Raw genomic sequence first — 16,644 nt, forward strand, 5'->3', positions numbered from 1 at the left:
CATATGAAATTAGGAGATTTTAATGAGCAATTTCGTTAGGGGAATTTTTATTGAGGAATGTAAGAATAGATTTTTATGTCTAATCCAAATAAAAAAAGAAAAGCATCTTTGTTATGTTGCTAGCTCAGCAAGATTATCTAATTTTGTTGATTTAACTGGCAAGCAGGTCTTATTAATAAAGAACAAGGGGTCTAGGACAAGAACAGAATACAGCTTATATGCGGTAAAGAACGAGAACGGTTATGTTGTTCTTAATCTGAGTGCAGCTAACACACTTTTACTAGAGGTTATTCGTAAAGAATACTCTTCAAATATATCCATCCAAAAAGAAAAATTTACACTTGAGGGCTATAAATCAGATCACTTGGTGGTGTCGATCCCACCTACAATAGTAGAGGTTAAAAGTATACTTTCAGATAAAGCAGTAGTGAGGTTTCCGTCAGTTAACGGGGAACGCTCAATCAGGCAGCTTAAAGCACTTGAAGAAGCATTGCTAAAGGGGTACCAGGTGCGCTATTGCTTGGTATTGCTTTCATCTTGTATAGATAATTTAATACTGGATGAGTCCGCCGCGGATTTTAATTCAAGACTTAAGAAGTGTATTGCGTTAGGCATGAGGGTAGAAACGTATCGATTGAATGCAACTCGGAAGCTTCGATTTTTTATAGAACGTGACAGTCATCTAGAGAATAGCATTTTTGGAAATGAGGTCTTATTGAATGTTAAATAGAACAATTTCTTTCAGGCCTAAGCTCGAGGGTCAGTTCAGAATGAGATTTTATAATGCAGTATCCGTAATTAATGATAATACCTCTATAGCAAATATTGAGCAAATTGTAGACGACGAAGTGTCTTGGGTTGAGAATGATTGCTTGGTTAATATGGCCCAAAGAAAAAAGTATCGTGCTGTCTGGTTACTATTTAGAGATTTGATTCGAGCCTCGTGGAAGGCTTGCTTCAGAGAGGGCGTCCTGGAGATGCGCCTTCCCAATTTAGATCAAAATGAAATCCAAGATGCCTCCACTCCTGAATTAAAAAGCTTACTTCGAAGTTGGATGCAAGAGAGTCGTCTAGAGCGCCTTCTTTCTTATACGGATTTCATTACCCGAATGGAAGCACCTGCGTCAGGTAAAAAGGATATTGCATGCTTAATAGCTGATGGAAGCTATTTAGCAGATAAGCTTCAGAATGTACTTAATCAGAAAATTCCCATTGAGGATGCCGTTAGCCCTTACTTACAGCTCGTAAAAGAAAATGAGAGAGATACTTTTACCGGATTAAAGCTTTCGGACATTTGGAGATATTTTAGATTAACCTGGTCAACTCCAGCCGAGACTACACCTGGCCGTACAATGCAATACCTAATACGAGATGCGGCTCATCCTATGCATGCTGTTATGGGGATAGCGTCACTCGAAAACTGTGCAATGCAAATAACCTGCAGGGATGATGATATTGGCTGGACACCAAAATCCTTTACCAAAAAGCTTAGGAGCTTTAAAGAATTAAAGGATGTTTATAGAGAGTTTGAAAGGCTGCTGTCTTTTTTAGAAGAAGGGATTCAAGGAATCGATTATCAGGATCTGTGCTCGGAAGCAGAAATATTAAATCCTTCTGAGGAAACTGTAAAAGCGTTACAATTTAAAGCAGCCGCAGCTGAGGAGGAGCGTCAGTATTTACTGAAGCTATCCCAGAGTGAGAAACGAAATGAATTAGAAGAAAAAAGCGAATTAGGTAGTATTTCTCGAGAGACTGAAAATGCTTTGTACCTTAGAAAAAGAGCTGAGCAATTATCTAGGCTGCTTCAATCAAAAAAGCAGTTAAACGATCTGGTACTTGGCTCGAATTTCGAGCGCATGTGGCTTTCCTTTGCTGAAAGTGAGACTGGCTATTCAGCAATTCGAACTGCATTAATTGCTCAAAAAGGTAAGCATATAGGCTCAAGTATGATGGAGTTAAATATATGCGGTGCAGTCCCTCCGTACAACGAAATTCTGGGAGGCAAGCTAGTAGCCCTTTTGGCTACTTCCCCTCAGGTAATATATGACTATTATAAACGATATGATTTACGAAGGAGTGAGATCGCAAGTCGTCTAAAGGGTGAAGATGTCCGGCGATCTGCTGAATTAGTCTATGTTGGTACGACATCTCTCTATTATGTTGGGTCTAGTCAGTATAATAGATTAAAGGTCCCTAAGGAAATTTTAGAAACGGATTTTGACATCCAGTGGCGTAGGTTAGGTATGACCTATGGCTTTGGAACCATGCATATTAGCAAGGCTACTACTATGAGCTTAACCGAGGCCACAAGTGATATTGGATTTACCCGTATCAATCACGTTTTTGGAGAAGGTGCAAGTCCCAAAATGCGCCTAATGAACATGTCGATACGTGAATTACTTGAAACTAATCAAGATGAAGCAAAGGAACTATCGAAGCATGCTATGTCACGAATTGTTTATGGTGCGGCACTAGCAAAAAATACTAAGGAATATCTTCTTGGCTTGGAGGAAAAACCAAATTACGGCTTTGACATTGAGGATTACATGTCGGGAACAAAGAAAATCATTAACTATTGGCAGCAGAGATGGGTTTTAAGTCGTTTGAGGTTTTCTCCCATATTTGATCGGATAAGAGCCTTTGATAAAACTGCCTTCTTAGTCAGTAGCGATATAAAAAAGCAGTCAGATTGGAAATTTGAAAGGCTAAAGGAGGCTTTGATCATGCACTACCCGGAAAATGATCGATCCGTCTTCAATTTCATTAGTGGCTTTTACCGCGGCAGCAGTGCATATGCAGATAATATAGATAACCAGTATCTTACCCAAATGCATGTCGTTACTGAACTTGACGCAGCAATAATAGATGCTGTTTCTTCGGGTAAGGATGTAGTACTAACTGGCAATCCAGGAGATGGGAAGACTCATATTATTCGAATGCTACTGCCAAAACTGTCTGAGCTTCCAAGGCCACCAAGGATAGAAATTGATGCCAGTACCTTATCCAATGAAGAGATATTCGAGCATTGGAGTGAAGCCAAGCAGGCAGGTGTTCCTTTCGTTATTGCGATAAATGCAGCCGTTCTTTTTTCTCTCTCTCTTGAATATGCAGATTTTTTGCCGATTGCCGAAGCAAAGGCGCAGATGATTAATTCTACTGTTTTTCATAATGAAAGCTTTGAATTTAAAGAGTCCATTGTATTTGATCTTAGTAAACGTGAGGCTCTATCGCCAGGTATTGTTAAGCGAGTCATTGAGAATTTGACAAATAAAAGCAACTTTGAAGCCTGTGGTATTTGCCAGTTTGCCTCGTCCTGCGAGGTGTTAAGAAATGCAGAGCTTTTAAAAAATACACTATTCCAGGACAGACTCTCAATAATTTTAACTAGAGTTGCACTTCAAGGCCATCACGCTACGCTAAGAGAACTGTTTGGATTTATTTCATATCTTCTGTTTGGCAACCGGACATGTGAAAAAATGCATGCTACCTTCGGCGAAAATGAATTTGATTTGGTAAATCTGATCTACAGCGGTAAGGGAGCCCTGTTTGATGCTGTTCGTCAGTCCTTTGATCCTGCTCGAGTCTCTCATCCTATTTGGGATGAAAAGCTGCTTCAAAATAGTATAGACAAAGAGTCCTGGGTAGAAGGGATATTAATCTCATCTGAAGCGATTGATGTTAATAATGTCGAATTATTCAAATTGCGAAAACGTCAGTTCTACTTTTTTAATACACACGGTGAGGCACTATTAAGCATTAACGACGACGACGTATCAAAATTCCAAGCTTTTTTAGCACAGGATAATAAGAGGACTATTAAAGAACTGATAAGAAAATTAAATGCTTTTTTTGGAGTCGCTAAACCAGGAACAGAATTGGAAATTTGGTTGGGTCATCGCTTTAATAACTCATCTCGTCGTATTCTTGTCTCCTTAGGGAAGCTTTCGGGCTCGCAGTTCTGCATTGGACGCCCGCGGCTCAACTCTCTTATGAGCCAAGGAATAGAAATGACACAAAACTATTTAAGACTTGAAAAGCTCAATGCGCCATCGATATATTTAAAAATTGATTTCTCTTTATACTGCTTGCTATTAGAAGCAGAGAGAGGAGTGCCTGTTCTATTTATGGAAAATGACAATGTAAAAAAGGTTTGGCGTTTTATAGAACAACTGCAAACAAACGATAGGCTTAAAGAAGAGGATGAGATTGCGGTTACCCTTCTTGATGTTCAGGGGAAAAAAGAAATTAACGTTACGATTGATAGGGACAGTAGAAAATATCTGTCCATTCAGAGCGGTGGCAAGCATTAATAGGGGGCCGGTCATAAATGGAAAAGCTTTATCTAAAGAAGCTAAGAGATACTGTGGACAAGAGATTTGTTGGGTTTAAACCAAATGGGTCTAGCATAAAGCCTGTCCATATTTTTAGCGGAGCAACCCGTGTTATATATGGGAAGTCTGCAGATACCAGCGGAATTAAAAAGCTCTCTTATGTGGCAAACGCTAAGGGAAAAACGCCTGCGGCGAATACTCCTGAGAAGGTGATTAGTTTTTTAAAGGAGTTAGATGCTATTGAGGATCAGGACATTCGGATTGACGAATTAACCTCCTTTAGAAACATGCTTCAAAAGTTACTGTCTGCTGATGATGGAGTGTTTTCAGGGACCGACGATAGCATGGTTTCATATAGCGCTGGCTCAAGATACTTTATTACTCGCTTTGCAATGTATGAAGATGCGGGGGAGTTCATAGGTGGACTTATTAAAGAGTACTGTCCCGAGTTGTCCTTATATATTTCTAAACTGCTGGAGGACAACAATGATCCGATTACAGTTCTTTTTACGCCGGTATTAATTGATGAGCCAGATCGGTTGTATGCGGAGAGCAGACATGTAGATATCGAGGCCTTTGCTCGACAGTCCGATGCATTAAAAAAGTATTTGAGGGAGTTAAAGGTGTCGGGGGATTGCCTTCTAGCACATTTTCAACAACACTCTAATTCTCTCACGCAGCTTAGGCTTTTTAATTTTTTCTGTATATATAATCTCGTTCGCTATTTATCGCTTCTCGAAGCATTTTATTGCGGGGAAAGTATCCGACCATTCCTATTGGACTTTTCTGATGACAGTCAATCAAGTATTGCTCGTGCGTCTGTCATGTCATATACGCAGGTTCATCGTTCTATATCAAGATTCTATGCTTGGGGATATGCGCAGGAATTGAAGTCTTTTAGCAAGGAGGAACTGCTGTCTTCAGAAACTCCTGAGTATGAGCCCAATAAACAGTCAAAGGCTGATGAAAAGGAGTTAGCCCGTATTTGGGAGTTGGCAAAGAGTGATGCTGCATTGGTTGACGAGGATGAAGCCAGACTTATATTTGGTACTACTATATACGATATGCTAGCCCTGCAGGCCTCCTCTCACCCGGTAAATTACCTTAGAGCAATAGGTATTTTGTCAGGAATTTTGTATCCACCGACTAATTTTCATGTTAACAAACGATTTGCTCTTTCTCAGGATGTACTTGAGATGGTAATCAGAGCTTGTGTGGCTCCTTCTGAAACACTTTCTGGTGCTGAGTTGAGGGAGCGACTGTGGGAACGTATGGGCGTTTTAATCGGAGGAAGTGATTTTGAAATGAGAAAGCTGCATGAATCCGGTAGTATTTTACAAGCGGATTCGGACTCCTTGAATCAAAATTTTGATCGTTTTGCAGACACCCTTGAAGCAATGAATTTTGCAGAAATAATGGCTGATGGGATACTACAGATTAGACTGGGAGGGACTGCCTGATGAAAACTAAGCAGGAGCTACTAATAGAACTGCTAATAAATAGACTCTCCGAGACGAAGGTTGGTATATTAGTAAAAGGTATTAACGATATTGTCCCTAACGCTATATCTGTAGCTGTTGCCGCGGCGCTTAATAAGAAGTTATTCATATCGGCGGTTGGCTATGAGAATATAAGAGAAATAGAAGTCAACGATCTAGTTGTGGCAACAAAAATAGAAAAGGCTGTTATGTGGAGAAGTGAACCTGATAAGGCGGGGGCAATTATCACCTTCGTAAGGACAGACAGTGATAAACTGCACTCCCTAGCAGAATTCGATATTGTTTCAACTCGAGACCTTTCGAAGCACCTGCTTGAGAGTTGTATGAGGCAGGAAACTAATACACCGACAATTAATTTTTGGAGGGCATTGCTTGATACCTCCTCTTATTACTCTTATGAAACACTTTATGACTTTGTTGAAGCTGTTTCTGCTGAGTCAGATTTAAATGCTGCCATTCCCAAGAATATGTGGATATTAGGTTTATTATGTGACTATGATATTTTAAGTACGAGTATTAAGCCTGCAGATCGTCTCCAGCGAAACAGAGAACTAATTGTTGCGATTGGCCAAATGAGTGAGGAGTCGCGTAAAAAACTGAGTCGTTCCTTAGTCAAGGCTACCAAGGATGATAAGGAAAATCTCCAAACAGCTTATAAGCATTTACAGAACTTTTATAAGTACGGCCGTAAGGATACCCTGAGCCAATTAAGCTTTGAAATTGTACAGAAGCTTTTTGCAGCAACAAAATCAGAAAACAAGATCAGGGATAACTCTGCGGGAGATAACTCTTCTAGGGAGGAAAGCAATTCTACTATCATTAATGGCAAAGAACTTGAAGGCTTAATTACAAATACAATTGTAACGCCCACCGAAGAAGAGCTCGAGGATCTAACGGAGCTTTTTGGCGAGCTCAAGAAGCATTTTGATGAAAATCCCGATGAGGGCAAAAGCTCGTATACTAGTATAGGGGGGATTTTCGAGGATCGAAAAATTGTTTTCGAGGCGCATAACACTGCATTGCGAAAGCTTGTCGGAATGGCCTGCAATGAAGCTAATTGGGGAGGAATTCTTGAAACCTCTGAAATTGTTCTACGAGATGTCGTGGCTTCAGAGGCTGAAAGCTTTATTCCCTTTGTTCCAAATAGCATTGATACGAGGACCAGCTTTGATAATTCCTCGCTCTTCTCCTTTATGTCTAGATTTGATGATCAGTTCTCCGAGAAGAATCTGAAATCGGCAGAGCCCTTTATGCCAATTATTGATACGATAATAGAATCAAGAAAGGTTCTTCTTGATCACATCGATTTAATTATGTATTATCCGGTTTTGTCATTCGGTGTGGACCTCGCTCTTCAAGAAGCCTTAAAAAAATATGTAGAGGGCTGGGCCAGCTTACTTCGTGCCTATTGTAATAATGAGCTTTCAATGCATGAAATTAGTCAAAAGGGAAGTAACTTTGTAGCTAGAGCCCTTTTGCTGTTAGATGTGCTGTATATAAAAACGCCGGTAGAATGGAAGGGAATGCTCATGCCCCTGCATCCTCTCTACTTGTGGAGATATTATGAGGTATTTAAGGAACTAACTAATAACAGGGAGCAAATGAGTGAGGAGGATGCTAAGAATTTAACAGAGGTTTTCTCGTCATTGCCTCAGATAATGAATTTTTTGGTAGTAGATAAGATGATAACAAACTCTGTTAGCACCGAATTACCTTGCTCTGGAAGCATTGAAATGCTTCCGACCTTTGAAAACAAAACAAATCGTTATCTAGGTTATGACGGCACACAAGCTGTTGAAGAAATATTGTCGCGTTGGGTTGCCTTTGCCCCTTACACAAAAAGTGAAGTTAGAATATGTACAGTTGATGCTCCTGATTTGCCAAGTATCTTAAAGTCATTAAAATTGTTTATTGACAATAATGGCTGCGAGCGAATTGTATATTTCGCTTATCTAACACGAAATCAAAATGGTAATAGTGAGCTTGCCAAGCTCGACTACTCATCCAAGGATTATGAAATTGGGAATTTGATTAAAAGTGGTAGAATTTCAATTAGTATTAAAAATGTAGCTTCGTCAAGTGATGTGAAGCAGGAACTTCAAAAAAAGCCGGTGCATCTTGCCTTCTATTTCGACCAAGCTGCCTATTCAATCGAATATGGCCCGAGTACAAAAAGTCTTTATATTAATCCATTAGTTGTAACCTATGATTATGAATTTGATGATATAACCCATAGAGGAGACATTTTCCCTTCCTCTGATATGGATTCGGGCTTGATCGGAGACTATCATAAGGTAATGCGTCATGCCGAAATTGTAACAGCCAATAGAAATCCAAGGCCTACCTATAATCCAGATGCGGACATCAGCAGTGTCGTTTCTACTATTGAGAATGGGGAGACACAGTGGTTAATTGCTGCGGACAGAACTACTAATAATTACTTGCCGCGCAATACAATTCCGATTGGAGAAAAGCAATACGGTAGAAGAATGGTAAGTATTTGGGCTGCCAAGGATTCCAGAATTATTGGTCAGTACCTTAATCTTTTGCGACAATATAATCTTTATCCAGATAAAGAGGTTTTAAACAAAATACTTTCTCAGTTTGGTCATATTTCATCTGAGGGATTAATCAGCATCCCACGCTCTGGAACTGACGCCCAAGCAATTATTAATAGGAAAAAAGGGCTTATAGGTACAGTTTTTGCTGCCGCATGGTATACAAAAAAATATCCAAATTCGTTGGTGGCTTCATTGGATACACCAGATGCACGTCTTTGGTTAAATGATAGCAGTATTGGAAATGAACGAGCCGATCTTATTGGCTTGCGCTATGATGAAAGTACTAATTCATTATATGTTCAGCCTATCGAGGTGAAAACAAGGGATGACTCACCAGATGCGAGGCTTTCCGTCGATGAACACACAGGTGCTAAGCTAATAACAGGACATGCAGCGGACCAGATTGCTTCAGTTGTCGGAATGCTGAAAGAAATTTTTAATTTGGTCGAAACAGAAACTCTTAACATGTTTGTAGCTGCCCGGAGAGAGGTTCTTAAGTACCAGGTAGTTTCTGAGTGCTTTAGACATGTTCATGATAGTAAATGGCAAAAGCAATGGAGTCAGGTACTGAAAAAAGCCTTTAGTACGGGGAAAACAGGTAATATAAACATTTTTGTGTCAGGTATGCTTCTCCATATTAAACTCAGTGAATCAAATGGTGGGAAAACCGTACATGCCCTACACCCAGAGTTTGATGATTGCCCAGTTGAATTTGTTGAACTTACTGCCAAGGAGATTCAAGCTGATATTTTCGGTGGTCCATCCTCGGTCACTAACTCAGCAAAGGAAATTGATTTTGACGAAACCTCGGAGGAAACTCCTGAACCAGAGATCGAAATTGATAACGATGTCTTGGAAGAGGATGAGAAAAATGAAATTGTCCAACTGTCTCCAGAAGTAGCTTCAATTGAATACAGTCAGCCACCAAATGAAGTTGTTGGAATAAATGAGGCGGCTGCTTCAAAGGAATATAATGAACTAACAACTACGAATAAAGAGGTAATTGCCTTAAACGCTTCTGTAGATGTGGTCTCTAAGGAGGAGATCGAGCAGCTTGCTCGAGATTTCACAAGATCATGCTCTGATTATCATATAAATTTAAAAGAGTGTGATCCAAGTAAGGCAGTAGTGGGTCCGAGTATAATCAGACTTTACTTCAAGCTTTCCAGAGGGCAGAGTCTGCAGGCAGTTGAAAATCATTTAGAGGATATAGGGCGTGAAATGAAACGAACAGGAATTTTAATTCAAGTAATCCATAATTCTGATGAGATTATATTGGATATTCCGCGCCTTCAAAGAGAGCAAGTACTTTATTCAGAGGTTGTAAAAAAGCTTCCTGTGACAACATCACCTGAGAAACTGTATTTTCCAATTGGAAGAACTCCTGATGGAAGAGATATTATAAAGGATTTGGGGGAAATGCCTCATATTCTAATTGGCGGAAGCACGGGATCTGGCAAAACAGTGTTTTTATTCACGATGCTTGCATCGCTTATAAAAACTCATCCGACTGAGAAAGAACTGCAATTGGTGCTTTCCTCCTCAGGCTTAGAGGATTTTGTTCATTTTGAGGGGATACCGCACCTTGTGGGAGGAAAAATCATTTCAGATGCCCAAGAGGCAACCGAGGTAATTAAAAATGTAGTATATACGGAGTTTGAAAGAAGAGAAAAGATTCTTTCTGATGCCAGAGTGGCAAATATTATTCAATACAATCAGAAATTTGAGGAAAAGCTGGCTCCAATGGTTGTTGTTATTGATGAATTCGCTGACTTATCTGACCAACTTGAAAAGAAAAAGGATAAGGAGGCCTTCTTCACACCAGTAAAGCGTATCGCACAAATTGGAAGAAAAAGAGGCATCCATTTAGTACTGTGTACACAACGCCCAGCAGCCAATCTGGTACCTACCAATATTAAGTCGCAGTTGAATGGAAGACTTGCACTGAGAGTGAATGATGCGAATTCATCACGTATGATACTTGAAGAAGCAGGTGCACAGCATTTGCAAAAACACGGTGATTTAATTTATAAAAATAGCTCAGAGATTGAACGTGCACAAGGATATTATATTTCAATTGAAGAACTTGATGAAATAGTAAGCCAGGTTGTCTCAACTTCAAAAATTTAGTGCTCGACGGGTATTATCAGAATGATGTCCTTGATTGGTAATCAGGGATATCATTCTTTTCTTTTAATAAAAGGTGGTTTCTGGCGATCTTATTTTGGGGCTACGAGCAAAATGGTAAGTTAATGAATAGTACCCATGTTGGAGTTATGACTTTATGCGGGATTTGTCCACGTTTTCGAGACGCTTTGTGGCACTAGGTAAAGGTGATGGATAATGCCATAACCCTTGATTTTATAAGGCTTTTCGCGGTCTTTTGGTTCTCCTAAAGGGACATGCTTTCCGCCTGCTTCCCTTTAGCGCGAAAGCTTCGATTTCCAGCATCGATACAGTACCGTAAGCTAAGAAATCGGCTCGATCCTAGTAATCTCTCGCAAACTTTTGGTATAATATTCGAGTACAACAGACTTGGGTGGGGAAGTATCGCCTCCAGAGTGGAGGTGATGCTCATGCAATTTTCGTTGACAGAAGTGATCATGCTAGGCATGTTTTTGCTGGCCCTGCTCACATATCTGAAAAAACGAAAATAACCCGCCCAGGTTAGCGCCAAGGGAACGGGTTATTTTCTCTAACTTCTTTGGAGGTTTCCCACCCAAAATGTTGTGCAGGGAGTCGGAAGGCCGTCCGGCTCCTTTTTCTATCCTAATCATAACACGACTATTTCATTCATGCAATTTACCTTTCGTCGTAATCCATCCATTTTCCATCGATATTGCCCCCCTCCCCCTTAATGCAGAAAGCAACAGCCATCCTTCGTAAAACTGACGATGCCCCTCGACTTCAAACCCTACTGCCTTGTTCCAACAAATAATTTATTGTCAGAGAGTCCGATTTTACATGAAAAATGAAATGAATAGTAGAGGGAAAGTTTCGTTGCCCTCCGTGCCCCTTGAAAATTTTATAGCATCTGATCCGGTACTTTCCCCGCATACCTGTACAAGGTTAGCCAATTTGCAGGTGCGCCATGACCACTTCGCCTGTTCTTTTTTCAGAAAACACTGGAAAGATGAATGGCGGAGAGCGAGCGATTTTGCCATGCAATTATAAATGGTGGTTCCATTTATGGCGATGACACATGCGGAGGGATAATGATACTTCCGTCCAGCCACAGCTCATCGCAATGGGGGCGGCTTCCAGAGATCCTGGGAGAGGTGAGAATCCTATGGGAGCGGCGACACCACCGTTCATCGGATTGGATATTTAAATCGAGAAACCAAAACAGAGGCGGAGTGCAGAGATGTGCATGATGCTGTAGCACATCTCTGCTTTTCGCTGTTTCTTGAAACGTAGGTGAACCGTATGGGAGGTTAGTTTATGCAGCATAAGGTAATTCGATATAGCATGCAAATCGCGATGCTGAGACAATTGTTAGCTTTGTCGCTGATAAACGAGCATGAGTTTCATGTATTAAAAAACAAAACCATGAGAGACTATGGTATCCAATCTGACCTTACCTCTTGATTCGCACCTTTGTTAATCAAACGAAAATTTATTACGCTGTAAGCGTCATAAATGCGAATCAAAGGAGGAACTCATCATGTCTATTGCAGTTGAAGTCATTAAGGCAAATCGAAAACTGTCAGATCGCACTGGAGGAAAATCGGAAATTCTTCGTGTTGCTCCGTATGCCAGAGTGAGTACAGACACCGAAGAGCAGTTAAGCAGCTATAAATCACAGGTCTCCTACTATACGGAAATGATTAATCAACGCAGTGATTGGATATTGGTTGACATCTATGCGGATGAAGCCATTACGGGAACACAGGTAAAGAAGCGCGATGACTTTCAACGGTTAATTTCCGATTGTTTGAATGGAAAGATTGATATGGTTATAACCAAATCCATATCGAGATTCGCAAGAAATACAGTAGATACGTTAAGGTATGTTCGGATGCTTAAAGAAAAAAATGTTGCCGTATTTTTTGAAAAAGAAAATATCAATACCCTTACAATGGACGGTGAATTGTTACTCACCATTTTGAGTTCTGTCGCGCAGCAAGAAGTTGAGAATATCTCATCGAACGTCAAAAGAGGACTAAAGATGAAGATGAGCCGCGGCGAACTGGTAGGCTTTCAAAGCTGTCTTGGATATGACTACGACCCTGTTACGAAGCGGATAACGATTAACGAAGATGAGGCTGAAATTGTACGTTACATTTTTGATCGTTATATTTCGGGCATTGGCGCGTATATGATTGCGAAAGAATTGACTGAACTGGAACGCAAAACAAAGCGTGGAAATATCGAATGGTGTGATACAAGCGTTTTAGGTATCATTAAGAATGAGAAGTATAAGGGCGACGTTCTTCAAGGAAAGACCTTTACGCTCGACCCTATCTCTAAACGAAGACTTGATAACCGTGGAGAAGAAGATCAGTATTATATAAAAAATCATCACGTGCCGATTGTCACCGAGGAAGTTTTTGAAAAGGCTCAGGACATACTTCACCGCCGTGGGGAAATTCGCAGCAAGTTGGATGCAGGCGGAAAACGGGAAAAATACAGCAGAAAGTTTGCTTTCAGCAGCATGCTGGAATGTGCTTTCTGCGGCGGTCATTTTTCCCGGCGGAGCTGGAATAGCGGGACAACGCATGAAAAGACGATATGGCAATGTTCAACCAACACGAAGAAGGGAAAGAAATATTGTCCTCATAGCAAGGGGATTGAAGAAAAGATTGTTGAAGGTGCTTTTGTTGAGACGTACAATTTAGTTTGCGACAACCATAAAGATGTGTTGGACGAGCTTTTAGTAAGAGCGGAATCTGTCCTGATCGAGCAGAACAGCCAAAAACAGTTGACTAAAATTATCAACGAAATTCAGGCTCTTGAGAATAAGCGTTGCAATTTGATCGACTTGCATCTGGATGACAAGATAGATCGTCCAACATATGAGCATAAGTATGCAGAACTTGAATCGCTCTTGAACGAACTGCTTGACGAAAGAGCGAAATTAGAGGAAGCTGCACAAGATGAAGTCGATGTTGAGAAAAGGATAACCCATTTTCGCCAAGTGCTTCGGTCGAATACGGTTCTGCCTACGTTTGATCGAAGCGTACTTGAAAGTGTTGTCGATAAAATCCTGGTTGGAGAAAAATGTGATGATGGCAGCACTAATCCGTACAAACTAACGTTTATATACAAAACAGGCTTTAAGAGCAGCGTCCAAGCTCAGACGAAGGTTCAGAATCAAAAAAAGCCTTCAATAAATGAGGGGAGTGATCCATGTTCCTATTCCCAGCACAACACATGTGGAGTGCGTGGTGGGGCTATGTCGAGTCGATACCTAGATGTCTATAGTTTTCAGCATTCGGCTAAGTATTTCTCCTTTGTACAGGATGACGGTGACTATAAAAATAAGGTGTTGCGCGATACAATTAAGGTTTCGGTTGTTTTGGATTTGAAATGGGTAGATATGACAAGCGATTTTTAGTTTATTAAGGGGAATAGAAACGAGTGTGAAGGAGGGTGCCTCAATAGGTGCCTTCTTTATTTAGTTATGTACACAGACCCTAATCCGGTATTCTGACTTAAATCAGCAGAATACCGACAAGAAAGACCACCTTCAAAGCAAAATGGAGATGGTCTGGTCTTTTCCTATTACACCGTAATATATGCAAATGATTGAGGAGGGGGGGATTGATATATATCAATTAACTTTTTATGCTCAGGATATTGGTTATAGTTTTTAATCTTAATAGCATACCCCATTTCTTTGTTGTTGAAATAATTGAAAAAAAAATCCTCATCTACTCCTGCAAAAGATTTAGTTTCTTCCCACAATGAGTTAACGTCTTTACAAAGAATGTAGTCTACTTCAAACTCTCCGACAACTCTACTGACTGGCGTAGTGGCATAGACGATTATTGTAGAGACATCTTTCCGCTTAAATATAGTTCTTCTAAATTCATATTGCTTTTCACCCGAGACAATTAAATCAATAAACTCAGGCTTAATTGATAATAATACGTTCATCGACCTGCGCCTCCCGAATGATGTCCTTGAAATTCTGGTATGTTATTCTCATAAATCCTCTCGGGGCGGAATGAACATTTTGGATTACTCCTAACTCAATTAATCTTTTCATATTGATCCGTTTTGGAAAAGAATAAGAATATAAGAAATTTACAATGAAAGGGTTGCTCCTTTTGAAATGCCAAAATTCTAGCAGTTCCTTATCGTTAAAAACACTTCTTTTTTTACAGAGAGAGATGAATTGCTCCGGGTCAGCTATATTAGTAATCACACTTTCAACAATGCCAAGAGTCGTGACAACACTTGTGTAGTAACCTCCTGTCCTATAGAAGATAATTATATCCCCTGGACATAAATTTCTTTCCATTGAACGGGAGATAAATACTTTGCTAATTGCGTTTCTAAATGGTTCATTTTCAACATAATCCTTAGGTGATTCAGTTCGTAAGATAGAGTCTGGAAAGAGATTTGTATGATATTCTTGATAAATAGGTGCTAGAAATATTTCTTTATTCGAGCTGACATATGGGAAAGTAAACTTTGGATTGCTATCATCAAACGCTGGCAAAAAATCGCGTGTATATACAAGTTCACTGCCATCTTTTAATCCATGTTTGGTAAAGCCATAGTCGGAAAGAAGGTTGATTAACCTAATTTGATCAATTGTTCTATCAAAAATAGTAACATAAATTTCGTCTACCCGTGCTTTTAGTGCATTATCTATAATAATTTTAATAAATCGTTCTCCGAGTTTGTAACCATTTAGAGTGACTTTAAATGTGCCTATTTTTAGCCTGCGTTTTTTGGCAAACGGGGGAGTAATATTACTGTAGTTTTCATTGGTTCCTTCAATTTTTAAATATAGGAAGGCGGAGATATTATCGTCAATTTTACATATATAGGCCGTTTCATCAGATTTTTTATTAAACCAATTTTCAAACCCAGAGTAATCTTCTTTTAAACTATAAAAAAAATCATCGTTAATATCAATATTGCCAAAGTACTCTTTTGTGACAGAGAGGATTTTGTACTGAATTAACTCAGGATGTTCGCTGGTAACCTTCTCTAAGAAGGAATCAATTGTAAACACTTTATCAGCAAATTTAAGCCTTGCGGCTTTAAAATGCATTTTTCGGTCTTCCGTGATAAGAATATCAACTCTTCCTGCAATTAACTCGTTTAAAATTTTTGAATCGTTGATATCATTCGTATTCTTATCGTATTTTCGTGACAATTCCTGTAGTTGAGTATTCCAAGGTGCTTCAGTTTTTAAAAGATGATAGCTATTAAGTTTGATCAACATAGAATTGACTGTATTTTTATCTTTATGTTTTTGCAGCTCGCTAGCTGTAATCGGGTGCACACACTTAGTGTATTTTAATTTGTCGAGCCATCTAAATAAGATTCCAATTTCATTTTTTACAATTGAACTTGTTTCCCTATGTATAATTATGTTTGTATCTAATAAAACTCTCATTATATCACTCCCAGTTCGGTGATAATATCATGTAATTTGAGTTTTGATTCAGGTGAAAAATCGAAAATAAAGAGCTGCTTGTCTAGTATTTCAGCTATCAACTTTGCATGCTTAATTTCTTCATTTTGAAAAGATTCGACAAATAATGGAGAATAGTCGAGCTTATCCCTCATTTGAAGTCTATCTATAATTTTACTTACAGTGTCTACTACAACAATCAGTAAAATTGGATTAAGCCCAATAAATACCTCTTTAGGTATTCTTGATATGTTTTTTTTCTTATCAATTAAGCAAAAATGGCCATCAATAATATTAATTTTAGAAGTTACTTCTAATTGTTCAGTTCCTTGGATAAGAAAATTTTGATTCTCATCTATATCTGCGATCTGCTTGTTTGAAGTGAAGCTTTGTTTCTTCACGTCAGAAATGATTTTACTAGCTGAAAAAGAAGATAACGAGTACCTTTGAGAGAGTTCAGTGCAAATAGTTGTTTTTCCTACTCCATGTATTCCTCCCATAAAGATGAGGTTTTTCATTTAATTCACCTCGCAATGTAACTCTAAATTTTTATTATAGCATGTACACTCATTTACTGGAATTATTTTACTTGAGTGAGAGGGCGTGTAAATTGAGACTGTATAAATAGGAGTATAGTATGTATAATATAGGTGTTTAGC

At 39.3% G+C, this 16,644-nt stretch carries 8 protein-coding genes; 5 read left to right on the forward strand and 3 right to left on the reverse strand.

The features are described 5' to 3' along the window. The first annotated feature begins 22 nt into the window (after positions 1–22). The 5 genes from LKX83_RS03995 to LKX83_RS04015 all read left to right on the forward strand — a co-directional run bounded on the left by LKX83_RS03995 (position 23) and on the right by LKX83_RS04015 (position 13,948). A complete protein-coding gene (locus tag LKX83_RS03995; protein WP_227880871.1) occupies positions 23–730 on the forward strand; it encodes a DNA/RNA nuclease SfsA in 708 nt (235 codons plus the stop codon). A gap of 40 nt (positions 731–770) precedes the next feature. Continuing rightward, positions 771–4,310, forward strand: a complete 3,540-nt coding sequence (locus tag LKX83_RS04000) for a Druantia anti-phage system protein DruA (protein ID WP_227880872.1) — start codon at positions 771–773, stop codon at positions 4,308–4,310. Positions 4,311–4,327: 17 nt separating this feature from the next. Next, the gene (locus LKX83_RS04005) at positions 4,328–5,791 is read left to right on the forward strand and encodes a hypothetical protein (protein WP_227880873.1); all 1,464 of its coding nucleotides are present in this window, start codon (positions 4,328–4,330) and stop codon (positions 5,789–5,791) included. Then, positions 5,791–10,521 (forward strand): FtsK/SpoIIIE domain-containing protein, encoded by a 4,731-nt coding sequence (locus tag LKX83_RS04010; RefSeq protein ID WP_227880874.1) that lies wholly within the window; start codon positions 5,791–5,793, stop codon positions 10,519–10,521. Before LKX83_RS04005 ends, LKX83_RS04010 begins: the two co-directional genes overlap by 1 nt. 1,534 nt (positions 10,522–12,055) lie before the next feature. Then, positions 12,056–13,948, forward strand: a complete 1,893-nt coding sequence (locus LKX83_RS04015; protein WP_227880875.1) for a recombinase family protein — start codon at positions 12,056–12,058, stop codon at positions 13,946–13,948. Positions 13,949–14,115: 167 nt separating this feature from the next. Here the strand turns inward: LKX83_RS04015 and LKX83_RS04020 are convergent, their stop codons facing one another. The 3 genes from LKX83_RS04020 to LKX83_RS04030 are packed head-to-tail and all read right to left on the reverse strand — an operon-like array spanning position 14,116 to position 16,503. Next, on the reverse strand, positions 14,116–14,490 hold the full coding sequence (locus LKX83_RS04020) for an ASCH domain-containing protein (RefSeq protein WP_227880876.1): 375 nt from the start codon (positions 14,488–14,490) through the stop codon (positions 14,116–14,118). Further along, entirely contained in the window at positions 14,468–15,967 is a 1,500-nt protein-coding gene (locus LKX83_RS04025; protein WP_227880877.1) for a PIN domain-containing protein, read from the reverse strand. Before LKX83_RS04025 ends, LKX83_RS04020 begins: the two co-directional genes overlap by 23 nt. After that, positions 15,967–16,503, reverse strand: a complete 537-nt coding sequence (locus tag LKX83_RS04030; RefSeq protein WP_227880878.1) for an ATP-binding protein — start codon at positions 16,501–16,503, stop codon at positions 15,967–15,969. Before LKX83_RS04030 ends, LKX83_RS04025 begins: the two co-directional genes overlap by 1 nt. Positions 16,504–16,644 lie beyond the last annotated feature (141 nt).

The organism is Cohnella baijiui (assembly GCF_020731285.1).
Classification (GTDB): domain Bacteria; phylum Bacillota; class Bacilli; order Paenibacillales; family Paenibacillaceae; genus Cohnella.

Bases quoted from the DNA above. Each gene is read 5' to 3' on its own strand.
- LKX83_RS03995 (WP_227880871.1), top strand. From the start codon at position 23: ATGAGCAATTTCGTTAGGGGAATTTTTATTGAGGAATGTAAGAATAGA.
- LKX83_RS04000 (WP_227880872.1), top strand. From the start codon at position 771: ATGAGATTTTATAATGCAGTATCCGTAATTAATGATAATACCTCTATA.
- LKX83_RS04005 (WP_227880873.1), top strand. From the start codon at position 4,328: ATGGAAAAGCTTTATCTAAAGAAGCTAAGAGATACTGTGGACAAGAGA.
- LKX83_RS04010 (WP_227880874.1), top strand. From the start codon at position 5,791: ATGAAAACTAAGCAGGAGCTACTAATAGAACTGCTAATAAATAGACTC.
- LKX83_RS04015 (WP_227880875.1), top strand. From the start codon at position 12,056: ATGTCTATTGCAGTTGAAGTCATTAAGGCAAATCGAAAACTGTCAGAT.
- LKX83_RS04020 (WP_227880876.1), bottom strand. From the start codon at position 14,490: ATGAACGTATTATTATCAATTAAGCCTGAGTTTATTGATTTAATTGTC.
- LKX83_RS04025 (WP_227880877.1), bottom strand. From the start codon at position 15,967: ATGAGAGTTTTATTAGATACAAACATAATTATACATAGGGAAACAAGT.
- LKX83_RS04030 (WP_227880878.1), bottom strand. From the start codon at position 16,503: ATGAAAAACCTCATCTTTATGGGAGGAATACATGGAGTAGGAAAAACA.